At 69.7% G+C, this 22,831-nt stretch carries 20 protein-coding genes and 2 tRNA genes; 7 read left to right on the top strand and 15 right to left on the bottom strand.

Translation table 11 applies throughout. The features are described from left to right. Nucleotides 1–36: 36 nt before the first annotated feature. Nucleotides 37–1,515 carry a 3-isopropylmalate dehydratase large subunit gene (gene leuC / locus AMYNI_RS0126655; RefSeq protein WP_020671129.1) on the bottom strand — a complete coding sequence of 493 codons (1,479 nt, stop codon included), beginning with the start codon at nt 1,513–1,515 and terminating at the stop codon, nt 37–39. Between the two features lie 135 nt (nt 1,516–1,650). On the opposite strand from leuC, the gene AMYNI_RS0126650 reads away from it, so the two are divergent. Then, the gene (locus tag AMYNI_RS0126650) at nt 1,651–2,352 is read left to right on the top strand and encodes an IclR family transcriptional regulator (RefSeq protein WP_051116368.1); all 702 of its coding nucleotides are present in this window, start codon (nt 1,651–1,653) and stop codon (nt 2,350–2,352) included. A gap of 282 nt (nt 2,353–2,634) precedes the next feature. On the opposite strand, the gene AMYNI_RS0126645 is transcribed toward AMYNI_RS0126650, so the two are convergent. The 4 genes from AMYNI_RS0126645 to gltX form a co-directional block, all read right to left on the bottom strand. After that, nucleotides 2,635–2,707: transfer RNA gene (locus AMYNI_RS0126645), tRNA-Glu, on the bottom strand. Nucleotides 2,708–2,766: 59 nt separating this feature from the next. After that, nucleotides 2,767–2,838 (bottom strand) — tRNA-Gln (locus AMYNI_RS0126640). A 96-nt stretch (nt 2,839–2,934) separates the two neighbouring features. Next, the gene (locus AMYNI_RS0126635) at nt 2,935–3,675 is read right to left on the bottom strand and encodes an HAD family hydrolase (protein ID WP_051116560.1); all 741 of its coding nucleotides are present in this window, start codon (nt 3,673–3,675) and stop codon (nt 2,935–2,937) included. 128 nt (nt 3,676–3,803) lie between these two features. Further along, the gene (gene gltX, locus AMYNI_RS0126630) at nt 3,804–5,291 is read right to left on the bottom strand and encodes a glutamate--tRNA ligase (RefSeq protein WP_020671126.1); all 1,488 of its coding nucleotides are present in this window, start codon (nt 5,289–5,291) and stop codon (nt 3,804–3,806) included. Between the two features lie 98 nt (nt 5,292–5,389). Here gltX and AMYNI_RS0126625 point away from each other — a divergent pair, with 98 nt between their 5' ends. After that, entirely contained in the window at nt 5,390–6,637 is a 1,248-nt protein-coding gene (locus AMYNI_RS0126625) for an FAD-dependent oxidoreductase (RefSeq protein WP_020671125.1), read from the top strand. Here AMYNI_RS0126625 and AMYNI_RS0126620 read toward each other — a convergent pair. Beyond that, nucleotides 6,615–7,388, bottom strand: a complete 774-nt coding sequence (locus tag AMYNI_RS0126620; RefSeq protein WP_026360958.1) for a fumarylacetoacetate hydrolase family protein — start codon at nt 7,386–7,388, stop codon at nt 6,615–6,617. The two genes, AMYNI_RS0126625 and AMYNI_RS0126620, sit on opposite strands and share 23 nt — an antisense overlap. A gap of 145 nt (nt 7,389–7,533) precedes the next feature. On the opposite strand from AMYNI_RS0126620, the gene AMYNI_RS0126615 reads away from it, so the two are divergent. Continuing rightward, the gene (locus tag AMYNI_RS0126615) at nt 7,534–8,220 is read left to right on the top strand and encodes a S1 family peptidase (RefSeq protein ID WP_020671123.1); all 687 of its coding nucleotides are present in this window, start codon (nt 7,534–7,536) and stop codon (nt 8,218–8,220) included. Nucleotides 8,221–8,226: 6 nt separating this feature from the next. Here AMYNI_RS0126615 and cimA read toward each other — a convergent pair whose 3' ends face one another. Next, nucleotides 8,227–9,846, bottom strand: coding sequence for a citramalate synthase (gene cimA / locus AMYNI_RS0126610; protein WP_020671122.1), 1,620 nt, complete (start codon nt 9,844–9,846; stop codon nt 8,227–8,229). A gap of 301 nt (nt 9,847–10,147) precedes the next feature. Between cimA and AMYNI_RS0126605 the strand changes: the two genes are divergently transcribed. Next, nucleotides 10,148–10,603, top strand: a complete 456-nt coding sequence (locus AMYNI_RS0126605; protein ID WP_026360957.1) for a VOC family protein — start codon at nt 10,148–10,150, stop codon at nt 10,601–10,603. Between the two features lie 68 nt (nt 10,604–10,671). Here the strand turns inward: AMYNI_RS0126605 and AMYNI_RS0126600 are convergent, their stop codons facing one another. From AMYNI_RS0126600 to AMYNI_RS0126590, 3 genes are all read right to left on the bottom strand, one after another. Then, nucleotides 10,672–11,709: a 3-isopropylmalate dehydrogenase gene (locus tag AMYNI_RS0126600; RefSeq protein ID WP_020671120.1), complete on the bottom strand. Its 1,038-nt coding sequence runs from the start codon at nt 11,707–11,709 to the stop codon at nt 10,672–10,674. 328 nt (nt 11,710–12,037) lie between these two features. Beyond that, on the bottom strand, nt 12,038–13,636 hold the full coding sequence (gene serA, locus AMYNI_RS0126595) for a phosphoglycerate dehydrogenase (protein WP_026360956.1): 1,599 nt from the start codon (nt 13,634–13,636) through the stop codon (nt 12,038–12,040). Between the two features lie 107 nt (nt 13,637–13,743). Then, the gene (locus tag AMYNI_RS0126590) at nt 13,744–14,310 is read right to left on the bottom strand and encodes a TetR/AcrR family transcriptional regulator (RefSeq protein WP_020671118.1); all 567 of its coding nucleotides are present in this window, start codon (nt 14,308–14,310) and stop codon (nt 13,744–13,746) included. Nucleotides 14,311–14,409: 99 nt separating this feature from the next. On the opposite strand from AMYNI_RS0126590, the gene AMYNI_RS0126585 reads away from it, so the two are divergent. Both AMYNI_RS0126585 and AMYNI_RS0126575 read left to right on the top strand, forming a co-directional pair. Further along, nucleotides 14,410–15,309: a TIGR03620 family F420-dependent LLM class oxidoreductase gene (locus AMYNI_RS0126585; protein WP_245574004.1), complete on the top strand. Its 900-nt coding sequence runs from the start codon at nt 14,410–14,412 to the stop codon at nt 15,307–15,309. A 291-nt stretch (nt 15,310–15,600) separates the two neighbouring features. Continuing rightward, entirely contained in the window at nt 15,601–16,998 is a 1,398-nt protein-coding gene (locus tag AMYNI_RS0126575) for an ankyrin repeat domain-containing protein (RefSeq protein WP_020671115.1), read from the top strand. Between the two features lie 63 nt (nt 16,999–17,061). On the opposite strand, the gene AMYNI_RS0126570 is transcribed toward AMYNI_RS0126575, so the two are convergent. The 5 genes from AMYNI_RS0126570 to AMYNI_RS0126550 form a co-directional block, all read right to left on the bottom strand. Beyond that, nucleotides 17,062–17,322: a DUF397 domain-containing protein gene (locus AMYNI_RS0126570; RefSeq protein ID WP_020671114.1), complete on the bottom strand. Its 261-nt coding sequence runs from the start codon at nt 17,320–17,322 to the stop codon at nt 17,062–17,064. 36 nt (nt 17,323–17,358) lie between these two features. Further along, nucleotides 17,359–18,207 carry a S1 family peptidase gene (locus AMYNI_RS0126565; protein ID WP_020671113.1) on the bottom strand — a complete coding sequence of 283 codons (849 nt, stop codon included), beginning with the start codon at nt 18,205–18,207 and terminating at the stop codon, nt 17,359–17,361. A 222-nt stretch (nt 18,208–18,429) separates the two neighbouring features. Then, nucleotides 18,430–19,443, bottom strand: a complete 1,014-nt coding sequence (gene ilvC, locus AMYNI_RS0126560; RefSeq protein WP_020671112.1) for a ketol-acid reductoisomerase — start codon at nt 19,441–19,443, stop codon at nt 18,430–18,432. A gap of 39 nt (nt 19,444–19,482) precedes the next feature. Continuing rightward, nucleotides 19,483–19,989 (bottom strand): acetolactate synthase small subunit, encoded by a 507-nt coding sequence (ilvN, locus tag AMYNI_RS0126555; RefSeq protein WP_020671111.1) that lies wholly within the window; start codon nt 19,987–19,989, stop codon nt 19,483–19,485. Beyond that, on the bottom strand, nt 19,989–21,884 hold the full coding sequence (locus tag AMYNI_RS0126550) for an acetolactate synthase large subunit (RefSeq protein WP_040405978.1): 1,896 nt from the start codon (nt 21,882–21,884) through the stop codon (nt 19,989–19,991). Before AMYNI_RS0126550 ends, ilvN begins: the two co-directional genes overlap by 1 nt. 338 nt (nt 21,885–22,222) lie before the next feature. Here AMYNI_RS0126550 and AMYNI_RS0126545 point away from each other — a divergent pair, with 338 nt between their 5' ends. Next, nucleotides 22,223–22,810: a PH domain-containing protein gene (locus tag AMYNI_RS0126545; RefSeq protein WP_020671109.1), complete on the top strand. Its 588-nt coding sequence runs from the start codon at nt 22,223–22,225 to the stop codon at nt 22,808–22,810. Nucleotides 22,811–22,831 lie beyond the last annotated feature (21 nt).

Below are 22,831 nucleotides of genomic sequence, written 5' to 3'. Positions count from 1 at the left end.
CAGGCGAGTTTTCGGTGCTCAGCAGGGGTACGGCGGTCAGCGACCGGCCCCGGCGAGCAGGTCTTCGGGCGAGGAAAGGGTGCCCCGGACGGCCGTCGCGGCGGCCACCAGCGGCGAGACCAGGTGGGTCCGGCCGCCCTTGCCCTGCCTGCCCTCGAAGTTGCGGTTGGAGGTCGACGCGCTCCGCTCGCCGGGGGCGAGCTGATCCGGGTTCATGCCCAGGCACATCGAGCAGCCGGCCTGCCGCCACTCGGCGCCGGCGTCGGTGAAGATCTTGTTCAGCCCCTCGGCTTCGGCGGCCTGGCGGACCCGCATCGAGCCGGGCACCACGAGCATCCGCACGCTGTCGGCCACCCGGTGCCCGCGCAGCACGTCCGCGGCGGCCCGCAGGTCCTCGATTCGGCCATTCGTGCAGGAGCCGAGGAAGACGGTGTCCACCGCGATCTCCCGCAGCGGGGTGCCGGGGGTCAGGTCCATATAGGACAACGCCTTCTCCGCCGCGAACCGCTCGTTCTCGTCCGCGATCAGCTCGGGATCGGGCACCCGATCGCCGAGCGGAAGCCCCTGACCTGGGTTTGTTCCCCAGGTGACGAACGGGGTCAGCTCGTTCGCGTCCAGGTGCACCTCGGCGTCGAAGGTGGCGTCGTCGTCCGTGCGGAGCTCGCGCCACGCGGCAACCGCGGCGTCCCAGTCCTCGCCCTTCGGCGCGTGCGGGCGGCCCTTGAGGTACTCGAAGGTGACCTCGTCCGGTGCGACCATGCCGGCCCTGGCGCCCGCTTCGATGGACATGTTGCAGACCGTCATCCTGGCTTCCATGGACAGGGCCTCGATCGCGCTGCCGCGGTACTCGAGCACGTAACCCTGTCCGCCGCCGGTGCCGATCTTCGCGATGACGGCCAGGATCACGTCCTTCGCGGTGACGCCGGGACGCAGTTCCCCGTCCACGTTGATCGCCATGGTCTTGAATGGACGTAGCGGCAAAGTCTGGGTTGCCAGAACGTGCTCTACCTCAGAGGTGCCGATGCCGAACGCCATCGCGCCGAAGGCCCCGTGCGTAGAAGTGTGGCTGTCACCGCAAACCACCGTCATCCCGGGCTGGGTAAGGCCGAGCTGCGGTCCGATCACGTGCACGATTCCCTGTTCGGCATCGCCCATCGGGTGCAGCCGGACGCCGAACTCCTTGCAGTTCCGGCGAAGCGTGTCCACCTGGGTCCTGGACACCGGATCGGCGATCGGCAGCTCGATGTCGATCGTCGGCACGTTGTGGTCCTCGGTGGCGATGGTGAGGTCCGGCCGCCGCACCGGACGCCCGGCCAGGCGCAACCCGTCGAAGGCCTGCGGGCTGGTCACTTCGTGCACGAGGTGCAGGTCGATGTAGAGCACATCGGGCTCGTCGCCTTCGCCGCGCCGCACCGTGTGCGACTCCCACACCTTCTCCGCCAGCGTCTTCGCCGTCTTCGCCGTCGCCGCCGGCGAGGCCGCACCGCCGCCCTGGCTGTTCGTGGTGGTGGTCATCAGGGCTCCTTCCAAGAGGTTGGTTGGGAGCAAAGGAACTCGGCCGAGGCGGCGGGCAAGCCGGGCCGCGAAGGGCGGGAGTTCGATTTTCCCAGAATCTGGACTTCCCAAAGTGCGGGAAGTTAGTATCGCGTCGTGGGACAGCATAGCGGTATCGGAGTTCTGGACAAGGCGGTGGCCGTGCTGCAGGCGGTGGCCGAGGATCCGTGTGGCCTGGCGGAGTTGTGCAACCGCACCGGGCTGCCCCGGGCGACCGCGCACCGCCTCGCGGTCGGCCTGGAGGTGCATCGGCTGCTGCGCCGGGGGCCGGACGGCCGCTGGCGGCCTGGCACCGCGCTGGCCGAGCTGGCCGGTGGCTCGACGGATCCGTTGCTCGACGCGGCCGGCGCGGTGCTGCCGAAGCTGCGGGACATCACAGGGGAGAGCGTGCAGTTGTACCGGCGGGACGGGGTGCAGCGGGTGTGCGTCTCGACCGCGGAGCCGCCGAGCGGCTTGCGGGACACGGTGCCGATCGGTTCGCGGCTGCCGATGACCGCGGGTTCGGGGGCGAAGGTGCTGGCCGCGTGGTCGGATCCGCATACCCAGCGCACGATCCTCACCGACGCGGTCTACGGCGAGCGGACCCTGCTCGAGGTCCGGCGGCGTGGCTGGGCGCAGAGTGTCGCGGAGCGGGAGCCGGGTGTCGCGAGCGTCTCCGCGCCGGTGCGCGACTCTTCGGGGACGGTGGTGGCGGCCGTGTCGGTCTCCGGTCCGATCGACCGGATCGGCCGCAAGCCAGGCGCCCGCTGGGCCGCCGACCTCCTCGCCGCCGCCGACGCCCTACAAGAACGCCTCTGACCCAGTCCGCGGGTCCCACCCCGGGCCCCGCGCCCCAAACGCAGAACTCGCGGCGCCCAACGCGGAACTCGCAGACCCCGAACGCGGAACTCGCGGTGCCCGAACGTGGGACTCGCGGGGGAAGGGGAGACGCGGCTGCCGGGTGACCAACCGGCGATGCCGCGGGGGGTGCAGGGGGCTTGCCCCCGCCTGGGGGTCTGGGGGCTCGGCCCCCAGAAGACACAAACGCGAGCGCCCCATGTCTGCGCTTTCTGCAGACATGGGGCGCTCGCTGCGCTCGCGTACCCCCGATGGGATTCGAACCCACGCTACCGGCGTGAGAGGCCGGCGTCCTAGGCCGCTAGACGACGGGGGCTCAGGACTTCTTTTCTGTTTGCGAGAGAAACCTTAGCAGTACCGGTTTTCTCTTCGCAGCTGGGGTACCAGGACTCGAACCTAGACTAACTGAACCAGAATCAGTCGTGCTGCCGATTACACCATACCCCAATGGCGAGGACCGTTCCGGACAGAAGACCAGCTCAGCACCGCCGGAAAGAAATACTAGACCACGCCGCCGGAGGGTCGGCAGCGGCCCCCACCTGTTCACCGCTGGGCCGGTACGCCGATCCTGGCGAACTCACTGACCAGCAGTTCCGGCAATTCGTCCAGCCCGTTCACCACGTGCACCCCGGACGGCATGTCCGGATTGGTGTCGGCCGCCGAGCGGTCCAGCCAGACGGCGCCGAGACCGGCGTCACGGGCGCCCACCGCGTCGGTGTCGAGCTTGTCGCCGACGTGCACCGCCTCGACCGGGTCGCAGCCGAGGGTTAGGCAGACCGAGTGGAACATCACCGGATCGGGTTTGGCGACGCCGATCTCGCCGGCGATGGCCACGTGGTCGAAGAACCGGGCCAGGCCGAGGTCGGCCAGTTTCGCGCGCTGGTGCGCGCCCGACGCGTTGGTCACGGCGGCGAGCTGGACGCCGGCCGCGACCAGCCAGTCGAGGCAGGGCAGCACGTCGTCGAAGAGCCGCCAGCCGCGCCGCAGCAGGTCCTTGCGGCGCACCTCGAAGGTGGCCACCTCCTCGGCGTCCATCAGCACGCCGAGCTCGGCCAGGAAGCACTGGGTGCGCCGGTGGTGCATCAGCCGGTACTCGAGCTGCCCGGCCACCACCATCGCCACATGACTGTCCGTGACGTATTCCCAGAGCGGCCACATGTCGGCCCGGCCGATCAGCGCGCACAGGGCGCGCCTTCCCGCGGCGGAGAAGTCGATCAGCGTGTCGTCGATGTCCAGGCAGACCAGGCGGAGGCTGGGCGGAGCCCACGGATCGCTGGTGGTGATCGAGGTCTGGGTTGCGGCCGGCCAGGCCTGCGCGGGTTCCACTCAGCGAGGCTAGGTCACTTATGGCCGTACCGATTCGACCGTCGAGGTGATTACGGCTGCTCTGTTTGGATTCTTTCGCTCTACCCTCAGTTGGCAGGCAGCGCGCGACGGAGCCGGCCGAGGGACCGGTCGCGGCCGAGCAGCTCCATGGATTCGTACAGCGGAGGCGATACGGTACGGCCGGTTACCGCCACCCGGACCGGCGCGAAAGCCTTGCGCGGCTTCAACCCGAGTCCGTCCACAAGGGCTTCCTTGAGCGCCTGCTCGATCCGCGCGGTCTCCCAGGACGGCAGCGCCGCCAGCGACTCGATCGCAGCGCGTAACACCGGTTCCGAGTCAGGGCCGAGTGCCTTGGTCGCCGAATCCTCTTCCGGCGCGAAGGTTTCCTCGTCCACGAACAGGAAGCGGAGCATGCCCGCCGCGTCGCCGAGCACGGTCACCCGTTCCTGCACGAGTGGCGCGATCACGCTCAGCGCGGCCAGTTGCTCCTCGGACGGCTTCTCGGGCAGCACTCCGGCCGCGGCAAGGTACGGCACGACCCTGGTCACGAAGTCCTCGGAGTCCAGCGCCCGCAGGTGGGTGCCGTTGATCGCCTCGGCCTTCTTCACGTCGAACCGGGCCGGGTTCGCGCTGACCTTGCCGATCTCGAAGGCCTCGACCAGCTCGGCCACGCTGAACACGTCGCGGTCGTCGGCGATCGACCAGCCGAGCAGGGCCAGGTAGTTCAGCAGGCCCTCGGGGATGAACCCGCGGTCGCGGTAGTTGAAAAGGTTCGAAGAAGGGTCCCGTTTGGACAGTTTCTTGTTGCCATCACCCAGCACGTAGGGCAGGTGGCCGAACTCCGGGACGAACTCGGCCACCCCGATCCGGCGCAGCGCCTGGTACAGCGCGATCTGCCGGGGGGTGGACGGCAGCAGGTCCTCGCCGCGCAGCACGTGCGTGATCTGCATCAGCGCGTCGTCCACCGGGTTGGTCAGCGTGTAGAGCGGCTCGGCGTTGGCCCGCACCAGCACCGGGTCCGGGATGGTGCCGGCCGGGAAGCTGATCGGCCCGCGGACCAGGTCCGTCCAGCCGAGGTCCTCGTCCGGCATCCGCAGCCGCAGCACCGGGCTGCGGCCTTCGGCGCGGAAGGCGGCGCGCTGCTCCTCGGTGAGGTCGCGGTCGAAGTTGTCGTAGCCGAGCTTGGTGTCCTGCCCGGCGGCTTTGCGCCGCGCCTCGACCTCTTCGTTGGTCGAGAACGCTTCGTAGAGTTCGCCGGCGGCAAGCAAGCGGGCGGCGACGTCGGCGTAGATCTCGCGACGCTCGCTCTGGCGGTACGGCCCGTGGTCGCCGCCGACCTCCGGTCCCTCGTCCCAGTCGAGGCCGAGCCAGCGCAGCGCGTCGAGCAGCGCCTCGTAGGACTCTTCGGAGTCGCGTGCCGCGTCGGTGTCCTCGATCCGGAACACCAGGCTGCCGCCGTGATGGCGGGCGAAGGCCCAGTTGAAAAGGGCGGTCCGGATCAGCCCGACGTGCGGGGTTCCGGTCGGTGACGGGCAGAAGCGGGCGCGCACGGCGGGCTCAGAGATCTCAGTCATAGCCCGATCAGCGTATCCGCACGCCCCGGACTTGACGCAGTCGCGGTGGGGGTGCACTCTGAGTTTATTCAACAAGTGCTGAATAAGGAGTGGTGAGCATGACCGAGCGCACGACCTGCGTGGTCATCGGCGGCGGGCCGGCCGGAATGGTGCTGGGGCTCCTGCTCGCCAGGGGCGGCGTGCGGGTGACCGTGCTGGAGAAGCACGGCGACTTCCTGCGCGACTTCCGGGGCGACACCGTGCATCCGTCGACCCTGACCCTGCTCGACGAACTGGGCCTCGGCGAGAAGTTCGCCGCGGTGCCGCACAGCGAGATCAGCCGGATCGGCTTCCCGATCGACCGGGACACCATGCTGAACATCGCCGAGCTGGACCGGCTGAAGGTGCCGCACCCCTACGTCGCGATGGTCCCGCAGTGGGACTTCCTCGACCTGCTCGCCGAAGCCGGCCGCAAGGAGCCCGGCTTCACCCTGCGGATGAACACCGAAGTGACCGGCCTGATCCGCGAACACCGCCGGTTCGCCGGGGTGCGCTACCGCTCGGCCGACGGCGAAGGAGAGCTGCGCGCCGACCTCGTGGTCGCCGCCGACGGGCGCTGGTCGCTGGCCAGGCGCGAAGGCGCGCTGACGCCGAAGGAGTTCGACACCCCGTTCGACACCTGGTGGTTCCGGCTGCCACGCCGCGAAGGCGAACGGGGCGACCAGCTGGTGCCGCGGATGCGCGACCGCCGGTTCGCCATCGCGCTGCCCCGGACAGACTACTTCCAGATCGCCTATCTGGCCCCGAAAGGCGAAGACCTGCGGGCACAGGGCGTCGAGGCGTTCCGGGAAAACGTGGCGCAGATCTGCCCGGAGTACGGCGACCGGCTGGACGAGCTGAAGTCGATGGACGACGTCAAGCACCTCGAAGTCCGGTTGAACCGGCTGCACCGCTGGCACGCCGAAGGGCTGCTGTGCATCGGCGACGCCGCACACGCGATGTCGCCGATCGGCGGGGTGGGCATCAACCTCGCGGTGCAGGACGCGGTGGCCACCGCGCACCTGCTCGCGGCGCCGCTGCGCCGGGGCAGGCCGAGCGGGCGGGACCTGGCCAAGGTGCGCGCCAGGCGGTGGCTGCCCACGGTGGCCGTGCAGACCCTGCAACGGCTGCTGCACCGCGCGGTGATGCGACCGGTGATGGAGGGCAAGCGCAACGGCCCGCCGAAGGCGATGCAAGTCGTGCTGGGCCGATTCCCGAAGCTGTCGATCGTGCCCGCCTACCTGCTCGGCGTCGGCGTCCGGCCGGAGCACGCGCCGGAGTTCGCCCGGCGCGCGCCCGAACCCGCTACTGCGCCTGTACGGGATTAGCGAGCGTGCCGATGCCCTCGATGGTGATCGACACCTGCTGCCCATCGGTGATCGGGCCGACGCCCTCCGGGGTGCCGGTGAGGATCACGTCACCGGGCAGCAGGGTCATCACGCCGGAGACGAACTCGATGAGCTCCGGGATCTTGTGCACCAGCGAGGAAGTACGGCTGTCCTGTTTGGTCTCGCCGTCCACCTCGGTGCGCAACGCCAGATCGGCGGGGTCGAGCGTGGTCTCGATCCACGGGCCGAGCGGGCAGAAGGTGTCGTAACCCTTGGCCCTGCCCCACTGCCCGTCGGACTTCTGCTGGTCCCTGGCGCTCACGTCGTTGGCGATCGTGTAACCGAGCACCGCGCTCGCCGCACGCGCGGCGGGCACGTTCTTCACCGGCTGCCCGATCACCACCGCGAGCTCGCCCTCGAAGTCCACTCTGGACGAACTGGGCGGCAGCTTGATCGCCGCGTTCGGGCCGATCACGCTCGTGGAGGGCTTCAGGAAGATCATCGGCGCGGAGGGCACCTCGTTGCCGAACTCCGCGGCGTGCGCGGCGTAGTTCCGGCCGACCGCGATCACCTTGGTCGGCAGGATCGGGGCCAGCAGCCGGACGTCGGCCAGCGGCCAGCGGCGGCCGGTGAAGTTGGGCTGGCCGAACGGATGTTCGGCGATCTCGAGCACCTGGGCGTCGTCACCTTCGCCGTCCACCGAGGCGAACGCGACACCACCGGCCGGATGAGCAATTCGGGCTAAGCGCATGGCCCGGAGTCTACGGCCGGGCCGCGGCGTGGGCGTGCCAGGCCGAATACCGCGCCAGAATCCGACGGATGGCCCTGGGCCGGCCGCGGATCGCTGCCTACCGTGGACGGGCAACCCGAGCCTGCCCGAGCCCATGGAGGCCGTCATGGCACGCATCGCACCGCATCGGTTCCGTTCCGCGATCGCGTCGGTCGCGGGTTTCCTGCTCGCCATCCTGCTCCTGCCATCGGCCGCGCACGCCGCGGCGAAAGCCCCGCTCGGCGGGGGCAGCCCGTTGTTCACCGACTCCGGTTTCCGCTGCACCGCGGCCTTCGCGGCGACCGGCGGCAGCACCGGCTACCTGATCGCCGGCCGCTCCTGCGGGCAGCCGGGCGAGACGGTCTACAGCGGGGCGCACGTACTGGTCGGGGTGATCGGGCCGGTGCAGACGCCAGCCAACGGGGTGCTCGTGGTCAGGGTGACCAACACGACCGACTGGCAGCTGGTGCCGCAGGTGCCGACCGGCAGCGGCGGCACGATCACCATCACCGGCTCGGCCGAGGCGCCGGTCGGTGCGTCGGTGTGCCGGGCGGGCCGCACCACCGGCTGGCACTGCGGCACGATCGTGGCGAAGAACCAGACCGTCACCTTCCCGGAGGGCACGATCAGCGGGCTGACGCGCACCAACGTCTGCGCCGAACCCGGCGACGCCGGCGGGCCGTTCATCAGCGGCAGCCAGGCGCAGGGCGTGCTGGTCGGCGGTTCCGGCAACTGCTCCTCCGGCGGCGTCACCTACTTCAAGCCGATCAACCCGATCCTCGCCGCCTACGGCCTCACCCTGCTCACCGGCTAGCCGGGTTCAGCCGGCGCGGAGGCTCTTGTGCACGAGGGCATCGCGGAGGGCGAGCCAGCTCGCTTCCACGATGTTGCCGTGCACGCCGACGGTGGTCCATTCGCGCTGCCCGTCGGTGCTGCCCACCAGCACCCTGGTCACCGCGTCCGTACCGGGATGTCCCGGCAGGATGCGCACCTTGTAGTCGGCCAGCTCCACGGTGTCCAACCAGGACAGGTGCGGGCTGAGCGCCTCGCGCAGTGCGGCGTCCAGCGCGTGCACCGGACCGTTGCCCTCCGCGGTGGCGATCACCCGCCTGCCCGCAACGTGCACCTTAACCGTCGCCTCGGAGACGATCTCGCCGTCCGAGCGGTGGTCCAGCACCACCCGGTAGGACTCCAGGCTGAACGGCGGGGAGTCCAGCACCTCGTTCTGCGGGCCGTCCACCTCCCTGCGCAGCAACAGTTCCAGTGACGCGTCCGCGGCCTCGAAGGACCAGCCCTGCGCCTCCAGGGACTTGACCTTGCGCACCGCGCTGCTCAGCGCTTCGGGCTGGCCGGCAAGGTCGACCCCGAGCTCACGTCCCTTGAGCTCGAGGCTGGCCCTGCCGGCCATTTCGGTGACCAGTACCCGCATGTCATTGCCGACAGAAGCTGGATCGATGTGGTTGTACAACAACGGATCCACCTTGATCGCGCTCGCGTGCAGACCCGCCTTGTGGGCGAAGGCCGACGTCCCGACGTAAGCCTGGTGGGTGTCGGGTGCGATGTTCGCGATTTCGGCAAGGGCATGGGAGACCCGGGTGAGCTCGGCCGCGCCCCCGGTGGGGAGCACCGCCATGCCGAGCTTGGCCACCAGGTTCCCGGTCACGGCGAACAGGTCGGCGTTGCCGGCCCGCTCCCCGTAACCGTTCGCAGTGCACTGGACATGGGTCGCGCCGGCCTGCACCGCCGCGATGCTGTTCGCCACCGCGCAGGAAGTGTCGTCCTGGCAGTGGATGCCGAGCCGGAAACCGGTGCGCTCCTTGATCTCGCGCACCGTTTCGGCGAGTCCCAGCGGCAGCTGCCCGCCGTTGGTGTCGCACAGCACGAGTACGTCCGCGCCGCCTTCGGCCGCCGCGTCGAGCACTCGCAGCGAGGTGTCGGGATGGTAGCCGTAGCCGTCGAAAAAGTGTTCCGCGTCAAGGAAAACCCGGCGGCCTTCGGCGACGAGGAAGGCCACCGTGTCCCGCACCATCGCGCAGGCCTCGGCCACGTCCACCCGCAGCGCCCGCTCGATGTGCCGCAGGTCCGACTTGGCCACCAGGGTCACCACCGGCGTCTGCGCGTCGAGCAGCGCCCGCACCTGTGCGTCCTCGTCGGCACGGGCGCCCGGCTTGCGGGTGGACCCGAAGGCGACCAGCGCCGCGTGCTTGAGCGTCAGTTCGCCCGCGGCCGCCTTCGCGAAGAACTCGGTGTCCTTCGGCAGCGCGCCCGGCCAGCCGCCCTCGATGTACCCGACCCCCAGTTCGTCCAGCAGCCGCGCCACGGCGAGCTTGTCCGCCACCGAGTACGAGATCCCCTCCCGCTGCGCGCCGTCGCGCAGGGTCGTGTCGTACAGGTGGAAGTCGTCGCCGAGCGGGGTGCCGGCCGGTGCTGTCCGGGTCACGGTTTCTCTCCTGGTCGTTTCGGGAGGTTTCGGGAGCACAGCGGAAAGGGTCCTGGGCAAACAAAAAGACCCCCCGCGAATGCGAGAGGTCTGCGCGCCGGGTGCTCGAAGGAGTACCTAACCGGCGCGCTGGCGAATAATGATCGCGGCAAAGGAAGCCATGCCGGCATGGTGCCACACTCCCCGCCACGCTTCCAGTCTCTGGTCTGAATCTCCCGGATCGTGGACATCGGAGCGTGGCGCCGTCGGCTATATATAGGTAGTCTCCTATATAGTTAGCCAACTCTGGAGGGAGCTTGACATGGCATTACCGGTGACCGGCGTGAACGAGATCGTGCTGGAGGTCCAGGACCTGGCCGCGGCCGAGCGGTTCTACACCGAGGTGCTCGACCTGCCGGTGCTGATGCGCTGGCAGGGCGACCTGTGGCGCGGCCGGGAAGGGGTGTGGATCCTGGCCGGCGACACCAGGATCGGGCTGTGGACGCCGCAGATCGGCATCTCGCGGGGCCGCGGCGGAGTCCATGTGCACTACGCGATGCGCGTCGAGGAGAAGGACTACGACGACGTGGTCCGCGGGATCTCCGAACGCGGCGGCAAGGTCGACGAGGTGATCTTCGGGGAAGACCGCGAGACCCCGGCCAAGGCGGCCTACGTGCACGACCCGGACGGCCACGTGGTCGAGTTCTGGACCTGGGACGCCCCGAAGGGCGACACCGGCCCGCCCACCCCCGTCACCGAAAACGTGCACGGGCTCTGAACGCAGTGAAGGCCACCTTGCCTGCGTTGAACGCAGGCAAGGTGGCCTTCACTGCATGCCCGAGTCGGTCAGGCGGTGCGGGTGTTCGAGGAGACCAGGGCGGCGAGGCGGTCGCCGATCGCGTGCGTGGCACCCGGCGACGCCTGGTCGCGAGTGGCCAGGTCGAAGGCCACCGACGCCTCGATCCGGCGCGCCGCCTCCTTCTGGCCGAGGTGGTCGAGCAGCAGCGAGACCGACAGCACCGCCGCGGTCGGGTCGGCCAGCCCCTGGCCGGCGATGTCCGGTGCGCTGCCGTGCACCGGCTCGAACATGCTCGGGTTCCGCCGGGTGATGTCCAGGTTCCCGCTGGCCGCGAGCCCGATCCCGCCGGTCACCGCGGCCGCCAGGTCGGTGATGATGTCGCCGAACAGGTTGTCCGTGACGATCACGTCGAACCGCGACGGGTCGGTCACCAGGTGGATCGTCGCCGCGTCCACATGGGAGTAGGCCACCGTCACGTCGGGGTGCTCCAGCGAGACCTCCTCGACGATCCGGGACCACAGGCCGCCCGCGTACTCCAGCACGTTCGTCTTGTGCAGCAGCGTGAGGTGCTTGCGCGGCCGCGCCTCGGCGCGGTTGAAGGCGTCCTCCACGACCCGCCGGATACCGAAGGCCGTGTTCACGCTGACCTCGGTGGCGATCTCGTGCTCGGTGTCCTTGCGCAGCAGGCCGCCGTTGCCCGCGTACGGGCCTTCGGTGCCTTCGCGCACGACGATCATGTCGATCTCGCTGTTCTCCGCCAGCGGACCGCGGACGCCGGGGTACAGCCGGGCGGGACGCAGGTTGACGTGGTGGTCCAGTTCGAACCGCAGCCGGAGCAGCAGGCCGCGCTCGAGAATGCCACTGGGCACGGTCGGGTCGCCCACCGCGCCGAGCAGGATCGCGTCGTGCTGCCGGAGTTCACCGAGCACCGACTCGGGCAGCAGCTCACCGGTGGAATGCCACCGCGCGGCCCCAAGGTCGTAGTTGGTGATCTCCGCCGCCGGTACCACCTCGTTGAGTACCTTGAGCGCCTCGGTGACCACCTCGGGCCCGATCCCGTCACCTGGGATCACAGCGAGCCGCATCCACACACCTCCGTCGCCCGGGGTCCTCCGACACCGGATGCCCCATCCGCAAGAAAACTCCAGCGACGGCAGGTTACCGGCCGTCGACATTCCATCGCAGTCGCACCACCCTTATGTCTGATCTTCCCGTACTCCGAGACACCCATCCGGGTAACGCGTGACCCCGGCGTTCATCCGATCAGGTCAGCCAGCCTGCCATTCCAGCACGCCGACCAGCCACCGGTACCGCTAACTGCCCGAACCCCCGCGCCCCTTGCCTCCGCCAACGCCGTGAAGGCCACCTTGCCTACTTTGAAGGTAGGCAAGGTGGCCTTCACGGACCAAAAGGTCAGGAGAAGTCGACGGCGCGGATGGTGTGCGCGCCGACGGCGGCACCGATCGGCTCCAGCAGGTGCGAGTCCACCGAACGGTCCACGCGCAGCAGCATCACCGCGTCCGCGCCGTCCGAGGTCTGGCTGATCTGGGCCGCCTCGATGTTGATCCCGGCCTCGCCGAGCAGGGTGCCGACGCGGCCCATGATGCCGGGCCGGTCCGGGTACTCCAGTAGCAGCATGGTGCCCTCGGCCCGCAGGTCGAAGGAGCGGCCGTTCACCTCGACCAGCTTCTCCACCTCGTCCTTGCCGGTGAGCGCACCGGACACGGTCAGCGTGGTGCCGTCGGCGTGCACCGCGCGCACGGTGAGCAGGCTGCGGTGGTTTGGGCTCTCCGGCTCGGTGACCAGTTCCACCTGCACGCCGAGCTCCTCGGCCAGCCGCGGCGCGTTCACGAAGGTCACCTGGTCCTCGACCACCCCGGAGAACACGCCTCGCAGCGCGGCCAGCGGCAGCACGCTGATGTCCTCGCCGGAGAGCTCACCGCGGGCCACCACGGTTACCGAAGACGGCGCCTGCGAACCGAGCGCGGCCAGCACGGTGCCGAGCTTCTGCGCCAGCGGCAGGAACGGGCGGACCTCCTCGCCAACGGTGCCACCGCCGGCCACGTTCACCGCGTCCGGCACGAAGTCACCGCGCAGCGCGAGCAGCACCGAACGGGCCACGTCGGTACCGGCGCGGTCCTGCGCCTCCGAAGTGGACGCGCCGAGGTGCGGGGTTACCACCACGTTGGGCAGCTCGAACAGCGGGCTGGCGGTGGTCGGCTCGGTGACGAACACGTCCACCCCGGCGCCGCCGACGTGTCCCTCGCGGATCGAGTCGGCCAGCGCCTCCTCCACGATCAGCCCGCCACGCGCGGCGTTCACGATGATCACGCCCGGCTTGGTCTTCTTCAGCGCCTCGGCGTCGATCAGGCCCTTGGTCTCCGGGGTCTTCGGCAGGTGGATGGAGATCGCGTCGGCGCGCTCCAGCAGCTCGTCCAGGGAGACCAGCTCGATGCCGAGCTGCGCGGCGCGCGCCGCGGAGACGTAGGGGTCGTAGGCGATCAGCTTGGTGCCGAAGGCGGCGAGCCGCTGGGCGAACAGCTGCCCGATCTTGCCGAGCCCGACCACGCCGACGGTCTTGCCGTTGAGCTCGACGCCGGAGTAGGAGCTGCGCTTCCACTCACCGCCGCGCAGGCTCTGGTCGGCGGCCGGTACCCGGCGGGCGACCGCGAGCAGCAGCGCCACCGCGTGCTCGGCGGCGGAGACGATGTTCGAGGTGGGGGCGTTGACCACCAGCACGCCGCGCTCGGTGGCCGCGGGCACCTCCACGTTGTCCAGACCGACCCCGGCCCTGGCGACCACCTTCAGCCGGCTCGAAGCGGCGAACACCTCGGCGTCCACCTTGGTCGCGGAGCGGACGAGCAGTGCGTCGGCGTCGCGGACCGCGGACAGCAAGGCCGGCCGATCGGTGCCGTCCACATGCTGGACGGACACCTCGTCACCGAACACGCTCAGCACGGAGGGTGCGAGCTTTTCCGCGATAAGGACGACGGGCTGGCCTGACTTGGTCACGATGCGGCTCCCACGAATCGGAACGGTTAACGCGCTCATCGGCCACGACGCTGTGCCCGGACGGGCCGAAGTTTAGTCCTCGGCCGGTTCCCCCGAATGGGCCCCCGTTAACTCGTACGTAATCCGGAGAAGACAAGGGCGGACAGCCGGCCGATCGAACCCTGGCCGTCCGGCGCGTGCTCCACCGCCCAGGCGACCCCGTTGGCCAGCAGCATCAGATCGAGCGACGCCACTTCGGCGCGAATCTCGCCCGCCTCCTGCGCCCGCGCGAGCAGCCGCGCGGCAGCGTCCTGCATGGCATGGCAGGACGCGTACAGCTCCGAGGATTCATCACTCAGCGCAGTCGCTACCGAGGCCACCAACCCCCGATAGGTGGTGGACGTCCTGGCCAGCTCGGCCAGCCACTCCTGCAGGGCCGCGCTCGGCGACGGATGCCAGAGCAGTTCGCGGGCCACTTTGGCCTGTGTGTCAAACCTGTTGCGCAGCAACACTTCCAGCAGCGCGTTGCGGGTCGGGAAGTGCCGGTACAGGGTGCCGATGCCGACCCCGGCCCGGCGCGCGATCTCTTCGAGCGAAGCGTCCACGCCGTGCTGCCCGAAGGCGCGCTTGGCCTCGTCCAGCAGTCGCTCGTAGTTACGGCGGGCGTCCGCACGCAGCGGTTTCGAGGTCTCCATGGCCGTTCCCACGCTACCCGTGACAAATCGGAGGCAGGCTCCGTATAGTCGGAGCAGGCAAGCGGAGGCAGCCTCAGCTTAGGGTCGTGGAGGAAGTTCATGGGGACGGAAATGGTGGAACGGACCAGGCGCGAGCTGGGCCGGGTGGGGGTCTGGCTCTTCGGTGCGCACTCGCCGGACCCGGTGGTGGAGCGGCGGGAAACCGCGCGCATCGAACGGCTCGGCTACGGCTCGGTGTGGAGCGGCGAGGGCGGCGGCTCCAGGGAGATCCTGGCCGCGCACGGGTTCCTGCTGCAGGCGACCGAACGGCTGGTGCTGGGCACCGGAATCGCCAACGTGTGGTCCCGCCCGGCGCGCACCCTGCACGCGGGCGCCTACACGCTGGCGAGGGCCTTCCCTGGCCGGTTCGTGCTCGGCGTCGGCATCGGGCACTCGTTCCAGGCCGCGAAGGCCGGCAGCCACTACGATCCGCTGACGCAGCTGCGCGAATATCTGTCCGAAATGGACGAAGCAGCCGCGGAACTGCCGCCGCCGGAACCCTTTCCCAGGGTGCTGGCCGCGGTCGGCCCGAAGATGCTGGAACTGTCCGGTGACCGGGCCGACGGCGCGCACCCGTTCTCCACACCGCCCGAGCACGTCGCGTTCGCCAGGGAGATCCTCGGCGAGGACAAGCTGCTGATCCCGCATCAACCCGTGTTGCTGGAAACCGATCCGGAGCGAGCGAGGGCGGTGGCGAGGGAAATTCTGAAACGCGTGCTCGCGGTACCAGCGTATGCGGCGTCCTGGCGGAAGTTCGGTTATGGGGACGATCTGGCCGGACTCACCGACCGGCTGGTGGACGCTGCGGTGGCGTGGGGCGACGAGGAGGCCATCGCGCGACGGGTGCGGGAACTGCTCGACTCCGGCGCCGACCACGTGCTGGTCTCCCCGGTCGCGGACGACCTGCCCGCGGCGACCGATCAGCTGGCCCGGCTGGCCCCGGCGCTGCTGGTTCGGTGAAGCTTTCGGCCGCGAAGCGATGATGCAGGCCGGGTGCGGGCCCAGCTCGACACGGGTGCCGACCAGGTCTGCCTGCAGGTGATCACCACCGAACCGGGCATACCGCTCGAACGGTGGCGCCGGCTGGCGGCGATCCTGCTCTGAACGGGTTATGCTGGCGGGGCGCGGCAGGGGCCGCGTCCCGTCCGCGGAGAGGGCCGAGCCCACCCCTGAACCACCAACGCATGTGTACGCACCTTCTTTCCTGCCCGGTGCCAGCGGACCGCGGGCGCGAGGAAGGAAGCGGAAGAGATGAGTTCGTCCCTACCGGCCACCGCCAGCATGGAGCGGCTGCGCAAACTGGCCAAGGACCTGCAGCGGGCGCACCGGGCCGGCGACACGGACGCACTGTCCAGAGTGGCCGCGCGGCACCCGGAACCGAGCGACCCGCTCAAGCTCACCGAGGCGCAGTTCGTGCTGGCCCGCGAGCACGGCTTCCCCAGCTGGCCCCGGCTGCAGGCCTACGTCCGGCGCGTCGAGGAGTGCGGTCCCGAGCTGGAACACGCCTATCACGCGGACCTGGCGTACTACGCCGAGCGCGCGGCCGGGCTGCTCGTCTCGGCGCAGGACGAGACCCCGGAAGCCGTGGCCGCCTTCGAGAAATGGCGACAGCCGCGGACAAGGCCGGGGGCCAGGGCGGTCGTCGCCCGGCGGCACGGCTTCGAAAACTGGCGAGAGCTGAAGAAGCACGTCGGCTCGCTGGCCGAAAGCGGCGAACCCTTCGCCCGGGCGTACCAGGCCGTCGAGGCGCAGGACGTCGAAGGGCTGGCCGCCCTGCTTGGCCGGTTCCCGGAGCTGGTGAAAGCCCGTGGTACCAACGGAAACGACCTGCTCGGGATGGCCACCGCGACCCATGACGAGCGGCTGGTGCGAGTGCTGCTGGAGCACGGCGCCGACCCGTCGCGGGCGAACGCGCACGGCTCCACCCCCTTGCACCAGAGCGGCTACGTTGGCCTGCCGCACCTGGCAAAGCTGCTGCTCGACGCCGGCGCCAGGGTGGACGGCTCGGCGCGGGGCGACGGCGGCACCCCGCTGGTGATGGCGTTGTTCTGGGGACACCGGGAAACCGCGGACCTGCTCGCCGGGCACGGCCTGGCGCCGCGGAACCTGCGGGTCGCGGCCGGGCTCGGCTGGCGTGACCTGCTCGACGAGCTGATCGGCCCGGACGGCACACTCGCCCCGGAAGCCGGCGCGCACCGCGGTTTCTACCGGCCGCACAGCGGATTCGGAGCCTGGCAGCCTTCCGACGACCCGGCCGAGATCCGGAACGAGGCGCTGTCCTGGGCCGCCCGCAACGGACGGCTGGAAGCGCTCGACCTGCTGGTCGCCAGGGGTGCCGACCTCGAGGCGGACGTCTACCAGGGCACCGCGCTCGCCTGGGCCGCGTTCGGCGGCCGGGCCGACGCGGTCGAACGGCTGCTCGCGCTGGGCGCGGACGTCAACGGCCGGGGCTCCTTCGGCGGACCGGAGCACGGCGAAGGCTCCACTGCGCTGCACCTGGCCGCCCAGTCCGGCTGGCTGGACGTGCTCGGCGTGCTGCTGGCCGCGGGTGCGGACCGGACGATCCGCGACGCCCTCTACGACGCCACTCCGGCCGAGTGGGCGGAGCACTGCGGGCAGCCGGAAGCCGAACGCCTACTGCGGTCGTGAGTGAAAAACGTTGCCGGGGCAACACTTTTCACTCACGACCGTTGACCTGCGGAAACGCCGGGATCAGGGGCCGTCGAACTCGCCGTCGCGGACGCCTTTGATGAAGGCGTCCCATTCCGAGGGGGTAAAGATCAGGATGACCCCGTCCGGTTTCGAGGACTGACGCATCGCGACGTAGGTGACCCCGTCGGTATGCGGGACGAACGCGTACTCCACGGCGTCCTCGAGCGTTTCCCCTTCGGGCTCGGCACGCTGCCAGTCGGCACCGGTCAGGTCGAGTTCGTCGCGGATGTTCGCCTTGTCATCCACCGGCTGCTCACTCATGCCCGCCACGGTATCGGTTGCCCCGGGGAACGTTGCTCAGGCGTGCTCGCGGATGAAGTCGTTGATCTCCGCGTTCCCGATGCGGCTGTAGTAGCCGGGGGCGCCGGTCGCGGCGCAGCCCTCACCACCGCTGACGATGCCGATCTGGAACCAGACCTTCCGCCCGTCGCCGAGGGTGGCCTGGCGCAGCAGCGGGCCGCCGCTGTCACCCTGGCAGGAGTCCTTGTGCGAGACGCCGGCGCAGACCAGCGTGTCGTCGATCGTGGTGTCCGGGTTGGCCGCCGCGCACTCGGTCCTGGACACCAGCGGCACGTCCACCTCCTGCAGCCGGTCCGGGTAGGAGGTGTTGCCGTTGCCGGGGTTGTCCGGCGACTGCTCGATGGTGTTGCCCCAGCCGATCACCCTGGCGGTGGCGCCCGGCCGCTCCAGCGCGTCGGTGCCGCGGCTGGGCAGCAGCGGGGCGTCCACGTCGCGCACCGGCTCCTTGAGCTGCAGCACGGCGACGTCGTACTGGGGGAAGTCGTACTTCGGGTGCACGGCGACCTCGGCGATGTCCCGTTTCTCCCCGGCGCCGCTGGAAAGCACCGTGGTGCCGACGACCACCTGCAGGGCGGCCGCGTCGGCACCGCGCACGCAGTGCGCCGCGGTCAGCACCGTCCACGGGCTGATCAGGCTGGCCCCGCAGAAGTGGCGGTCGTGGCCGTTCCCGGTGCCTTCCTTGTCCTGCAGGCTGACCATGAACGGGTAGGCGCCCTCGGCCGCCGGTCCGCCGCCGACGATGTTCGGCTGCACGTCTTCCGGCGGTGTGGCCGCGGAAGCGGGCGAAACGGTGAAACCGGCCGCGGCGGCGGCCAGGCTGAGGCAGACCAGTGTTTTGCGGAACATCGTCACGAGACCCCTGCTTCTCCCCGGCGCGCACTCGATATGCGACGCACAGCAGAAAAGCTATCCACGGAGCGTGTTCAGCAGAACCCTCCGAAAGTCGCCCGATCCCCGCCCCAGCGACCCCCATCCGAGCTACCCCACCCCGTCACTCCGGATGCAGTGAAGGCCACCTTGCCTGCATTGAACGCAGGCAAGGTGGCCTTCACTGCATAGAAAAAGGGGTCAGGCGGTTTCGGTGATGGGGCGGTCGACCCAGGACATCAGGCCGCGCAGCTTGCCACCGACCTCCTCGATCGGGTGATCCTTGCCCTTCTGTCGCAGCGCGAGGAAGTTCGGCCGGCCGTTGTCGTCCTCGGCCACCCACTCCTTCGCGAAGGAGCCGTCCTGGATCTCGCCCAGGATCTTCTTCATCTCCGCCTTGGTCTGGTCGGTGATGACGCGCGGGCCGCGGGTCAGGTCGCCGTACTCCGCGGTGTCGCTGCACGAGTAGCGCTGGCGGGCGATACCGCCTTCGTAGATCAGGTCCACGATCAGCTTGAGCTCGTGCAGCACCTCGAAGTAGGCGATCTCCGGCTGGTAGCCCGCCTCGACCAGGGTCTCGAACCCGGCCTGGATCAGGTGCGAGGTACCGCCGCAGAGCACCGCCTGCTCGCCGAAGAGGTCCGTCTCGGTCTCCTCGGTGAAGGTGGTCTTGATGGTGCCGGCCCTGGTGCCGCCGATGCCCTTCGAGTAGGAAAGGCCCAGCGCGAGCGCGTTGCCCGAAGCGTCCTTCTCCACCGCGACCAGGTTCGGCACGCCCTTGCCGTCCACGAACTGGCGGCGGACAAGGTGGCCGGGGCCCTTCGGGGCGACCAGCACCACGTCCACGCCCTCCGGGGCGTCGATGTAGCCGTAGCGGATGTTGAACCCGTGGCTGAAGAACAGCGCGTCGCCCGGCTTGAGGTTCGGCGCGATGTCGTTGGCGTACACGGTCCGCTGCACGGTGTCCGGGGCCTGGATGGAGATCAGGTCGGCCTCGGCGGCCGCCTCCGCGGGGGTGAGCACCCGCAGGCCCTCCTCCTCCGCCTTGGCCCGGGACTTCGACCCCTCGGGCAGGCCGATGCGGACATCGGCCCCGGAGTCGCGCAGGCTCAGCGCATGCGCATGACCCTGGCTGCCGTAACCGATCACGGCGACCTTGCGGCCCTGGATCAGGCCGAGGTCGGCGTCATCGTCGTAGAAGATTTCCGCTGCCATGAGGGGTGTTACTTCCTTTCCTGACTTATCAAACGAAAACTAGCGGGGTGAGGTCGCGGTGATCGAGCGCGCACCGCGCCCGACCGCGACCATGCCGGACTGCACGAGCTCACGGATGCCATAGGGTTCCAGCATCCGCAGCAGCGCGCCGATCTTGTCCGAGGTGCCGGTGGCCTCCACGGTCAGCGCTTCGGGTGACACGTCGACCACCTTGGCGCGGAAGAGCTGCACGGTCTCCAGCACCTGGCTGCGCACCGTGGCGTCCGCCCTGACCTTGACCAGCAGCAGCTCCCGCTGCACCGCGCTGGCCTTCTCGAGTTCCACGATCTTGATGACGTTGACCAGCTTGTTGAGCTGCTTGGTCACCTGTTCGAGCGGTAGCTCTTCGACCGCGACCACGATCGTCATCCTGGACACCTCCGGGTTCTCCGTGGGTCCGACGGCGAGTGACTCGATATTGAAGCCACGACGGGAGAAAAGGCCGGAAACCCTGGCCAGCACACCGGGCTTGTTCTCCACCAGAACGCTCAGCGTGTGCGTGCTCATCACTGTTCTCCCTCTGCGCGCTTCTCCGCCGCCACCTCGTCGTCGTCGAAGAGCGGGCGGATCCCCCTGGCGGCCATGATCTCGTCGTTGCCGGTGCCCGCCGCGACCATCGGCCACACCTGTGCATCCTTGCCGACCACGAAATCGATCACCACGGGGCGGTCGTTGATCTCCATCGCCCGCCGGATCACCTTGTCGACCTCTTCCTTGGTCTCGCAGCGGAGGCCGGCGCAGCCGAGCGCCTCGGCGAGCAGGGTGAAGTCCGGGATGCGGTGCTTGTGCGTGCCGAGATCGGTCTGGGAGTAGCGCTCCGAGTAGAACAGGTTCTGCCACTGCCGGACCATGCCGAGGTTGCCGTTGTTGATCACGGCCACCTTGATCGGCGCGCCTTCGATCGCGCAGGTGGCCAGTTCCTGGTTGGTCATCTGGAAGCAGCCGTCGCCGTCGATCGCCCAGACCTGCTTGTCCGGCATACCGAACTTGGCGCCCATCGCGGCCGGCACCGCGAAGCCCATGGTGCCGAGGCCACCGGAGTTGATCCAGCTCTTCGGGTTCTCGTACTTGATGAACTGCGCGGCCCACATCTGATGCTGGCCGACGCCCGCGGTGTAGACGGCGTCCGGCCCGACCAGCTGCCCGATCCGCTCGATCACGTACTGCGGGGAGAGCGTGCCGTCGTCCGGCCACTCGTAACCGGCCGGGAAGGTGCCGCGCCAGGAGTCGATCTGGGTCCACCAGGCGGCCAGATCCGGCGCGCCGGAGTGTTCCGCACGCACCGCGGCGATCAGCTCGGTGATGATCTCCGCGCAGTCCCCGACGATCGGCACGTCCGCCTTGCGGTTCTTGGAGATCTCCGCCGGGTCGATGTCCGCGTGCACCACGGTGGCCTCCGGCGCGAACGAGTCGAGCTGGCCGGTGACCCGGTCGTCGAACCGGGCGCCGAGCGAGATCAGCAGGTCCGAACGCTGCATCGCGGCGACCGCGGCGACCGAACCGTGCATGCCCGGCATGCCGAGGTGCTGGCGGTGCGAGTCCGGGAACGCGCCACGCGCCATCAGGGTGGTGACCACCGGAATGCCGGTGACCTCGGCCAGTTCCATCAGCTCGCGCGAAGCCTCGGCCTTGATCACCCCGCCGCCGACGTAGAGCACCGGGCGCCGGGAGGCCGCGATCAGCCTGGCCGCCTCGCGGACCTGCTTGCCGTGCGGGCGCAGGGTCGGCCGGTAGCCGGGCAGCCGCAGCTCCGGCGGCCAAGCGAAGGAGGTGGTCTCCTGCAGCACGTCCTTGGGGATGTCCACCAGCACCGGGCCCGGCCTGCCGGTGGCGGCGAGGTGGAACGCCTCGGCGATGGTGCGCGGGATCTCCGCCGGATCGGTGACCAGGAAGTTGTGCTTGGTGATCGGCAGCGTGATGCCGCAGATGTCCGCTTCCTGGAACGCGTCCGTGCCGATCAGCGCGCGGGACTGCTGCCCGGTGATCGCAACCAGCGGGACGGAGTCCATGTTCGCGTCGGCCAGCGGGGTGACCAGGTTCGTCGCGCCGGGGCCGGAGGTGGCCATGCACACGCCGACCTTTCCGGTCGCCTGCGCGTATCCGGTCGCCGCGTGCCCCGCGCCCTGTTCGTGCCGCACCAGCACGTGGCGGACCTTGGTCGAGTCGAGCAGCGGGTCGTAGGCGGGCAGGATCGTGCCGCCGGGAATGCCGAACACGACCTCCGCGCCGACGGCCTCGAGGGAGCGCACGAGGGACTGGGCACCGGTCACCCTTACCGGGGTGCCGGCCGGCGGCCCCGGCTTGGGCCGGGCTCCGAGCTGGCTGGGCGACGCCGCGGGTGGTGTGGCACCCGTGGGTGTCGCGCCGGCGTTCGCTTCCGATCGCGAGGTGGCGCTTGTCATCGTTCTGCCTCGTGGGTCTCGGTGCTGCTGGGGGTGGTCACCGGCGGGGCCGGGTGTTGCTGGTGTCACTCGTTAGGGTCGAAACTTTTGCCTGGGCAACAAAAAACCCTCGCCGACCGAAAGGTCGCACGAGGGTCGCGCATCGACGCAGCGGGGACTCCTAAGCGTCGACGCGCTTGGGAAGTACGAGGCCGGTCCGCGGTTTCATAGGGCAGAAGGTAGTAGTCGCCATCGAGAGTGTCAACTCTGCGGGACGGGCATTCCGCATGCTGGACACAGGTGTGCGCGTGGCGAACCCCGGATGACGGCCCGCACCGGCGTCGGTGCACCATTCTCGAATGGCCGAAAAAACGCAGCGAGACCAGGCGGAACCAGGTGGCACCGCGGTCTTCCGCATTCCCGCCACGGCACTGCTCGCCATCATGATCCTGGTCATCTGCGTGACCCCGGTCGCATTCGGCGGGGTCCCCGGACTGCAGGCGCTGTACCTGGTGCCGCTCGGCCTGCTGCTGTTCGTGCAGCGGACCAGGACCACGGCCTCCCGCGACGGGCTGGCCGTGCGCACCATGTTCGGGTCGCGGGAAATCCCGTGGGCCGCCCTCAAAGGACTCGCGCTGACCAAGAAGTCGAAGGTGCGGGCGGTACTCACCGACGACAGCCAGATCCAACTGCCCGCGGTGCGCACCCGGCACCTGCCGGTGCTGGCACTGGTCAGCGGCGGCAAGGTGCCGGACCCGTCCGGGCTCACCGAGGAGATGACCAAGCAGGCGCTCGCCGAACGGGCCGCCGAAGCGGAAGCCGCGGAGCAGGCCGAGAACCCTGAGGGCGCAGAGAAGGCCGCAGAAACCGCGGAGAACTCAGAAGCCGGGGACACCGCGAAAGCCGAGGGCGGTTCGCCGTCCGGCGAGAAACCGTCCTCGGCCTGATCCCTTCGCGGGCTGATCCGT

The organism is Amycolatopsis nigrescens CSC17Ta-90, assembly GCF_000384315.1.
Taxonomy (GTDB): Bacteria; Actinomycetota; Actinomycetes; order Mycobacteriales; family Pseudonocardiaceae; genus Amycolatopsis; species Amycolatopsis nigrescens.
Note: the sequence above shows the minus strand (reverse complement) of the source record. Positions and strands in the feature narration are given on the sequence as shown.

Coding starts and splice junctions, on each gene's coding strand:
- AMYNI_RS0126605 (WP_026360957.1), top strand. CDS start 10,148: ATGGCATTACCGGTGACCGGCGTGAACGAGATCGTGCTGGAGGTCCAG.
- AMYNI_RS0126620 (WP_026360958.1), bottom strand. CDS start 7,388: ATGCGCTTAGCCCGAATTGCTCATCCGGCCGGTGGTGTCGCGTTCGCC.
- AMYNI_RS0126600 (WP_020671120.1), bottom strand. CDS start 11,709: ATGCGGCTCGCTGTGATCCCAGGTGACGGGATCGGGCCCGAGGTGGTC.
- gltX (WP_020671126.1), bottom strand. CDS start 5,291: ATGACTGAGATCTCTGAGCCCGCCGTGCGCGCCCGCTTCTGCCCGTCA.
- AMYNI_RS0126550 (WP_040405978.1), bottom strand. CDS start 21,884: ATGACAAGCGCCACCTCGCGATCGGAAGCGAACGCCGGCGCGACACCC.
- AMYNI_RS0126590 (WP_020671118.1), bottom strand. CDS start 14,310: ATGGAGACCTCGAAACCGCTGCGTGCGGACGCCCGCCGTAACTACGAG.
- leuC (WP_020671129.1), bottom strand. CDS start 1,515: ATGACCACCACCACGAACAGCCAGGGCGGCGGTGCGGCCTCGCCGGCG.
- AMYNI_RS0126615 (WP_020671123.1), top strand. CDS start 7,534: ATGGCACGCATCGCACCGCATCGGTTCCGTTCCGCGATCGCGTCGGTC.
- AMYNI_RS0126545 (WP_020671109.1), top strand. CDS start 22,223: ATGGCCGAAAAAACGCAGCGAGACCAGGCGGAACCAGGTGGCACCGCG.
- AMYNI_RS0126625 (WP_020671125.1), top strand. CDS start 5,390: ATGACCGAGCGCACGACCTGCGTGGTCATCGGCGGCGGGCCGGCCGGA.
- ilvN (WP_020671111.1), bottom strand. CDS start 19,989: ATGAGCACGCACACGCTGAGCGTTCTGGTGGAGAACAAGCCCGGTGTG.
- AMYNI_RS0126570 (WP_020671114.1), bottom strand. CDS start 17,322: ATGAGTGAGCAGCCGGTGGATGACAAGGCGAACATCCGCGACGAACTC.
- AMYNI_RS0126585 (WP_245574004.1), top strand. CDS start 14,410: ATGGGGACGGAAATGGTGGAACGGACCAGGCGCGAGCTGGGCCGGGTG.
- AMYNI_RS0126565 (WP_020671113.1), bottom strand. CDS start 18,207: ATGTTCCGCAAAACACTGGTCTGCCTCAGCCTGGCCGCCGCCGCGGCC.
- AMYNI_RS0126575 (WP_020671115.1), top strand. CDS start 15,601: ATGAGTTCGTCCCTACCGGCCACCGCCAGCATGGAGCGGCTGCGCAAA.
- ilvC (WP_020671112.1), bottom strand. CDS start 19,443: ATGGCAGCGGAAATCTTCTACGACGATGACGCCGACCTCGGCCTGATC.